This is a genomic window from Psychrobacillus sp. BL-248-WT-3, assembly GCF_012843435.1.
Lineage (GTDB): Bacteria > Bacillota > Bacilli > Bacillales_A > Planococcaceae > Psychrobacillus.
The window spans coordinates 101,709-108,093 of record NZ_JABAFC010000007.1 but is presented as its reverse complement, the minus strand read 5'-3'; the positions used below and the strand labels follow the sequence as shown (position 1 = coordinate 108,093).

Here is a 6,385-nt window from a genome sequence, read left to right as displayed (position 1 = left end):
ATCGTCGTTGAAAACATTGTACCCAAGAGGGATTAATTTGACCCTTTTACTTTTTACACAATTATACGGACTTAATCCGATGATCCTAATTTTTGATTAAAAGTTTCTTTTTAGATAAATTTAAAGTAATGCTTGAGGAGGGTTTAATATGAAATGTGGTGCAAAATGCTTTTTAGTGGAGATGGAAGTGAATGGAGTAGTAGAGGTTATACCGGTGAACGCCCGATCACCAATTGAGGCAAGAAAAACTATTCGTTTAGAATATGGGAAAGAAACTAAGGTTCTCACAGTTACTCCCGAAAAAAGTTAGCCAATAATTTATAGATTATTTTTCTGAACGTTATATTAAATGACGCAAAAAATGAGCTGGACCACGTACTCCAAGCTCATTTTTTGATTGTGGTGTTTTAATAAAAACACAGTTATTCAATTTAGTCGACCTTTTTAGTAAAAGCCCAGATAAGACTAATTATTACTGAGCTTAATATAGTTGCCATTAATAAGGAAAATAAACTTACAAATAAAAATGAACCATAATCCTCTAATTCCTTAAACGGATTATCTGTAATGAAAGAATCACTTATCAGAAATACTAATAAAGTTGGGATAAAGATATAGGGAAATAATTTCTTGAAATAGCTGTTGAAATCTAGATATTTAGAGTTTTTTGTTTTGCTTATCATATAAAATCCCCCATAGATAAACTACACCGTTGAGTGTCGCTCCAGAATTGAGTAATGCCACTTATATTCATTACTTTACATATATTAACTTATTCGACATAGTCGGATAAAACCTTCCTCTTCACCATAAACTTCAAAGTTAACCATTTACCCATTACAGAGATTGTTAGGAATCATAGTTTAAGTGAAGCATCTAACAATTAAAACTAAAAACTACCTTTTTCCTCTAAATATATTGAGTCTCCTGAAAATTCTCTTTTATTCGTTAATTATTGTGATATGATAATTTCATCGTAAATTTTAGTCACGGGGGATTATTATGAAAGTTTTTTGGAGATGGATGTTTCAGCTAGGTGTTGCGTTTATTGGTATTGTACTGATTAGTGGATTACCGTTGTTAATTACAGGCTTCCAGCAAGGGGAGTTTTGGTGGAAAGAATATAGAGACCACCTATTTGGATTGTTTCCTTTAAGTAAACTATTAGAAAAATATGCGGGTTTGCATATTGGAGAATACATCCAATATTCTCTCGAGACTTTATTTTTGGCACTTATAGTGGCTGTTCTGTTAGCGCTATTTTTTACTGTGATCACTATGTTATGTAAAGAACGAGTTAGACAGCGGATTAAAACTATTTTTTTCTTTTTGGAATCAATTCCGGATATATTGATTATAATGCTCATTCAGCTTCTAGTAATCATCATTCATAGGCATACAGGAGTATTTGTGAAGATAGCCGTTACAGGTGGGGAGAAAATTTATTTGCTTCCAGTAGTATGTTTGATGATTCTTCCTATGATTCAGCTTTACCGATTAAGTATGCTTACTTTTGAGGCAGAGGAACGGAAAATGTATACAGAGCTTGCAAGATCGCTTGGATTCGGCAAATTGATTATTTTACTCATACATATGTTTAGAAATGCGATTATTAGTATCTTTTTTCAATCGAAAAAAACGATGTGGTTTATGCTTTCCAACTTATTTATCCTAGAACGTATGTTTAACATGCCAGGTATTATGTTTTATTTGAGTGCCAATATAACTGGAGAGTTATTTTTTATAACAGTGTGTAGCTTCTTTTTCCCAGTGTTCCTCCTGTATAGCTTTGGTGAATGGTATTTTCTACGTCATGTGAACAAGGGGAGAGCAATAGGATGAAGCAAAAATCAGTGTGGAGACAGCCTTATTTTGTGTTTGGATTTATTATATTAGCCTTCTTTTTATTAGGCAGTTTTATATTTGAATGGATTTTTGGACCAGATCCGAAGCAAACCTACTTTTTAATGGAGAATGGCAGAGTTATAGAAGCTGCGCCACTATCCCCTAGCTGGATGCATCCACTTGGGACGGATCAGTATGGCTATGACATGTTTGCTAAAATCATGCTTGGTGCAAAATATACCATCATATCGGCAATGGGTGTTGCAGCTGTCCGAATGCTCATCGCAGTACCGTTAGGGTTTGCAATCGGTACTTATTGGCAGAAGAGACGTACGCTTATTAACAGTGCTATTGATCCTCTACATTATATTCCCATGACGATCTTTTCTTATCTAATGCTTTACCCTGTGTTATGGGAGCCGATGGAGGGATTTTCTACAACAGTATGGGAGCGAATTATTATTCAAGTGGTATTAATGGCAATCATTACGGTACCGATAGTAGCTTCACTTATAGGTAATGAGGCTAACCTTCTCTATCAGGAGGAATATGTTTTAGCTTCTAAAACACTGGGTGCCGGCCGACCAAGAATTATTACTCGTCATCTATTTCCAATGATGAGAGAGAAGTTATTTGTTTTATATGGCCAACAGGTAGTAGAAACATTAGTGGTGTTCACACATCTAGGATTGTTGCAATTATATATTGGAGGTACGGCAGTTAGCTATGATCCTATGTTTGGAGACCCTCCAAAATCGATTGCCTATGAATGGGCTGGACTTTTTGGATCATCTTTCCGATATCTACAAGGTGTGCCTTGGCTCCCACTAGGTCCTGCTATATGCTTTGCCTTAGTTATCTTAGCAATTTCCGCCATGATAGAAGGTTATACTCGGGCTGTGAATGGACAAGTCAGAATACCAAAGAGAAAGAAAGTGGCGTTTGTATCTGAGGACATCGTGGAATGGAATAAGCAACAGCTGCAAGAAAAAATGCAGCTTTTACAAGAGGGTAAGGAAAAGCAGAAAGTCTAGGAAAACCTATTAACCTCCTCTCATGTAAGCCAGAGGTCACTACGTAGAATGAATGAAGCTAGGCTCAGAACAAAGACAATCCTATGTTGTAACTAATGAGTTTACTTCAGAGGCGCAAACATAGTAAACACATAGTAAAGTGCGCTTGAATTCATAATGTAATTCACAGTGCGTTTTTACTGATTTAATTTTTGGGATTTAGTAAGTCAATTACACACGAAGGGCAATGGATATTTATGTTAAAATGATATCACGGATACTGGAAAGATTGTAAAATGGTGTTCTTGCGCTAATCGGGCAGGTTAATAAAATGGGGGTAAATTTTTGAAGAGAAGCAAAGTACTAATTTTCATTATATCTGTGATTTTTTTATTGTGCTTAGTATGGATTTTGTTTCCTAATAAAAGTGCAGAAGTAAAAAGTTTCAACTATGAGATAGAGGAAAACAATGATGACCTTATTTTTGAAGTTAACTTTCAATTCATTAATTATACAGGTGATTTTAGTTATGCAACTATTGTTTTAGACAGTTTTTTTTATCAGCGACTTAAGAATCCAGAATCTGTTGAACCCATTTTTTTAAACGGTTTAGTATCTGGTTCTACAACAATAATTATTAACAAAGAGGATTTAACTCCAGACTTTATTGAATCGTTAAAATCAAAGGAAAGAAATCCTTTTCGTGCTATAAGTATCGGGGAAGAAATTATTTTGTAATAAATCAACTAATTGAGGCATTCGTTAAAAAAGATAGAAAAGATCTGTGACATAACTAGTCAATAAATTAAAAGACGTGAGATCAGCAACTTGATTTCATGTCTTTACTTTTTTAAGATAACTGATTTCTAATAAAAAATAATTCCTCTCTTCTCATTGGTTGGAGCAAAGCGACGAGGAGATTGAAATCGTGCACCGCAGAAAGCGCCAGCCGTAGCGGAAAAAAGCTATATTGTATTTTGAAGAGACTTTTGTTGCAACCTTTTTTATCTTTGAAATATACTGTGATTCATTTTGTGAAATACTGTGTTATTAAGACGGTCATTTTACGTTTTGCACCTCACAAGTAAACCCGTAATTGTAATGAGTTTTTAAATTTAAAATGGCCATCCGAGCAAAGGTCAGCCAGTCCGATACACCTCCTCCTCCAATGGTCTACATTACCATTGAATAAGAACGTATGTTTGTAATATACTAAGAAGAACAAATGTTTCTTTTGGGAGGAGAAGCTTTTATGTATGAGGGCTTAGAAAATCGAAGCATTATTTGTATAGACATCCGAAGCTTTTTTGCAAGCTGTGCTGCGGCAGAGGCGGGGCTTGATGTGATGAATACGCCTATTGCGGTTATTGGAAACTTGGAGCAGAAGGGAAGTATTGTGCTTGCTGCTTCACCTCCGATGAAAAAAAGGTTTGGTGTTAAAACGGGGTCCAGATTATTTGAAATACCAGACGATCCATCCATCCATCTGCTAGAGCCGAAAATGGAGTTTTTTGTTCGGGTTTCAATGGAGATAACACGTTATTTAAATCAGTTTGTCCCAAGTGAATCTATTCATGTGTACAGCGTGGATGAATGCTTTGCTGATTTAGGAGGAACCGAAAAGCTTTGGGGACCAATTGAGCGTACAGTCAAACGTATTCAGGATGGCCTGCATTATCAGTTTCAGCTTCCATGTGCAGTGGGATTGGGGCCGAATATGCTTGTGGCAAAGCTGGCACTTGATTTAGAGGCCAAAAAAACTGGCTTTGCCAAATGGACATATAAAGACATCCCTAAAAAGCTGTGGCCTGTTTCCCCGTTAAGTGAAATGTGGGGGATAGGATCACGATTGGAAAAAACGTTAAATAATATGGGGATTTTCAATGTAGGGCAGCTCGCAAACACTTCCTTGGATCTACTGGAGGAAAAATTTGGAGTGATGGGAAATCAGCTGTACCACCATGCCTGGGGGATAGATCTCTCGGAACTGGGAGCACCCATTGTAGATGGTCAAATAAGCTATGGAAAGGGTCAAGTATTGTTTCGCGACTATCGAACGAAAAAAGAAGTAATGGCAGTCATACTGGAAATGTGTGAGGACGTGGCAAGGCGAGCAAGAGAAGCTAATATGGTTGGACGCACTATCCATCTATCGGTCGGTTATAGTAAGGAGGTTTTTGGTGGTGGATTCAATCGTTCACGCTCTATAGATGAACCAACGAATGCGACCATGAAAATCTATAAAATATGCGAGCAGATTTTTGATGACTTTTACGACCGCAGTCCGGTAAGGAAACTATCCATTTCGATCACCAATCTAGAGCCAGAGAACTCGATGCAGCTAAGCCTTTTTGAGGAAGGGAAGTGGAAGGAACGAAAGCTTGGGAAAACGATGGATTATCTTCGGAACAAGTATGGTTCAACCGCTGTTTTACGTGCAGTTTCCTATACGGAAGCTGGAACTGCTGTTAAGCGGGCGGGCCTACTTGGAGGACATAAGAAATAAAAAAAGGAGGACTTGGACGTTGGTCACAAGCCTCCTTTTTTACATACTAGAACCACTATTTTAGTCTAGCTTAATCATGATAGTGTCATAAGGCATTACTTTCATACTTGGCTTAATGCATTGGTCATTTACCAAAATAGAACCGCTTTTTATTTTATCAACGACAACAGTCCTACTCCAATCAGGTATTTGTTGAGAAAGAAGAGAGTCAATACGATACACTCCTTCTATAGATTTAATCATTATATGAACTTCCGGTACTCGATTTTCTAGATAAAGATGGACGGGTATTTCTGTCAAAATGCTTTTTTGATGTACAGGCTCTCGTCCATAAACCCTCTCATGCTTACGAAAAGCTTTATAAATGTCTAGCTTTTTATTCCAAGTGTGGTTTTTTTCACATTTGTAAATAGCAAATCGGTATATATGCTTCCCATTAGAATTATGTCTTCGTATGTTAGTGTCGGTAAACGTAGAGTTTCTCCCACACATTTTGCAATGCTTTACCTCTGAACGAACTGTTTGCTTCTTTAGAATTTCCCAATCATGACGTATAACGGTCATTTCCTTCACCTCTATAAGATAAAGGAACAATTGCATCCGTTTGGACATTGGTAGAATCGTTATTAATTTGTACAACAAAAAAGAGACCCCAAAAGGATCCCTAAAAGCATACGAAACTACTGGTGTGCTCTTGTTCCTTTGTAATGGTAGATGGGCAGACTAATCCCTTGGTTAAAATAATCAGGAAAAGTGCTATCCAATTTAGTTGATCCATTACAAAGTAAATGTTGGCATAAGAGTTTTGTATCCTTTCTCCAAACAGATTTAATCGTATTGTAGCATAAATTTTTTATTTTTAGAATAGTTAAATTAATTGACTCTGTTAAAGGCTAGAGTTGTTTTTTCGTGAAGCGATTTAGTTTGTGAATGTTACACTTAAGCTAACGCAGCGGTTTAGTTAAACAAGAGGTCCTTTTTATAGCTTTAAAGAATATACATGTAACAATAATTATAAATG

At 36.5% G+C, this 6,385-nt stretch carries 7 protein-coding genes; 5 read left to right on the top strand and 2 right to left on the bottom strand.

Annotation, left to right across the window (positions count from 1 at the left end; all coding sequences use genetic code 11):
* Positions 1 to 148 precede the first annotated feature (148 nt).
* Complete coding sequence (locus HF876_RS06290) at positions 149 to 310, top strand: hypothetical protein (protein WP_169359217.1); 162 nt, start codon at positions 149 to 151, stop codon at positions 308 to 310.
* Between the two features lie 121 nt (positions 311 to 431).
* Here the strand turns inward: HF876_RS06290 and HF876_RS06285 are convergent, their stop codons facing one another.
* Entirely contained in the window at positions 432 to 683 is a 252-nt protein-coding gene (locus HF876_RS06285; protein ID WP_169359216.1) for a hypothetical protein, read from the bottom strand.
* Positions 684 to 1,002: 319 nt separating this feature from the next.
* Here HF876_RS06285 and HF876_RS06280 point away from each other — a divergent pair, with 319 nt between their 5' ends.
* From HF876_RS06280 to HF876_RS06265, 4 genes are all read left to right on the top strand, one after another.
* On the top strand, positions 1,003 to 1,842 hold the full coding sequence (locus HF876_RS06280; protein ID WP_169359215.1) for an ABC transporter permease subunit: 840 nt from the start codon (positions 1,003 to 1,005) through the stop codon (positions 1,840 to 1,842).
* The gene (locus tag HF876_RS06275; protein ID WP_169359214.1) at positions 1,839 to 2,879 is read left to right on the top strand and encodes an ABC transporter permease; all 1,041 of its coding nucleotides are present in this window, start codon (positions 1,839 to 1,841) and stop codon (positions 2,877 to 2,879) included. The genes HF876_RS06280 and HF876_RS06275 overlap by 4 nt, the downstream gene beginning before the upstream one ends.
* Positions 2,880 to 3,203: 324 nt before the next feature.
* Positions 3,204 to 3,596, top strand: coding sequence for a hypothetical protein (locus tag HF876_RS06270; protein ID WP_169359213.1), 393 nt, complete (start codon positions 3,204 to 3,206; stop codon positions 3,594 to 3,596).
* Between the two features lie 514 nt (positions 3,597 to 4,110).
* Positions 4,111 to 5,364, top strand: a complete 1,254-nt coding sequence (locus HF876_RS06265) for a Y-family DNA polymerase (protein WP_169359212.1) — start codon at positions 4,111 to 4,113, stop codon at positions 5,362 to 5,364.
* 60 nt (positions 5,365 to 5,424) lie between these two features.
* Here HF876_RS06265 and HF876_RS06260 read toward each other — a convergent pair whose 3' ends face one another.
* Positions 5,425 to 6,006: a DUF1062 domain-containing protein gene (locus HF876_RS06260; RefSeq protein ID WP_481900280.1), complete on the bottom strand. Its 582-nt coding sequence runs from the start codon at positions 6,004 to 6,006 to the stop codon at positions 5,425 to 5,427.
* Positions 6,007 to 6,385 lie beyond the last annotated feature (379 nt).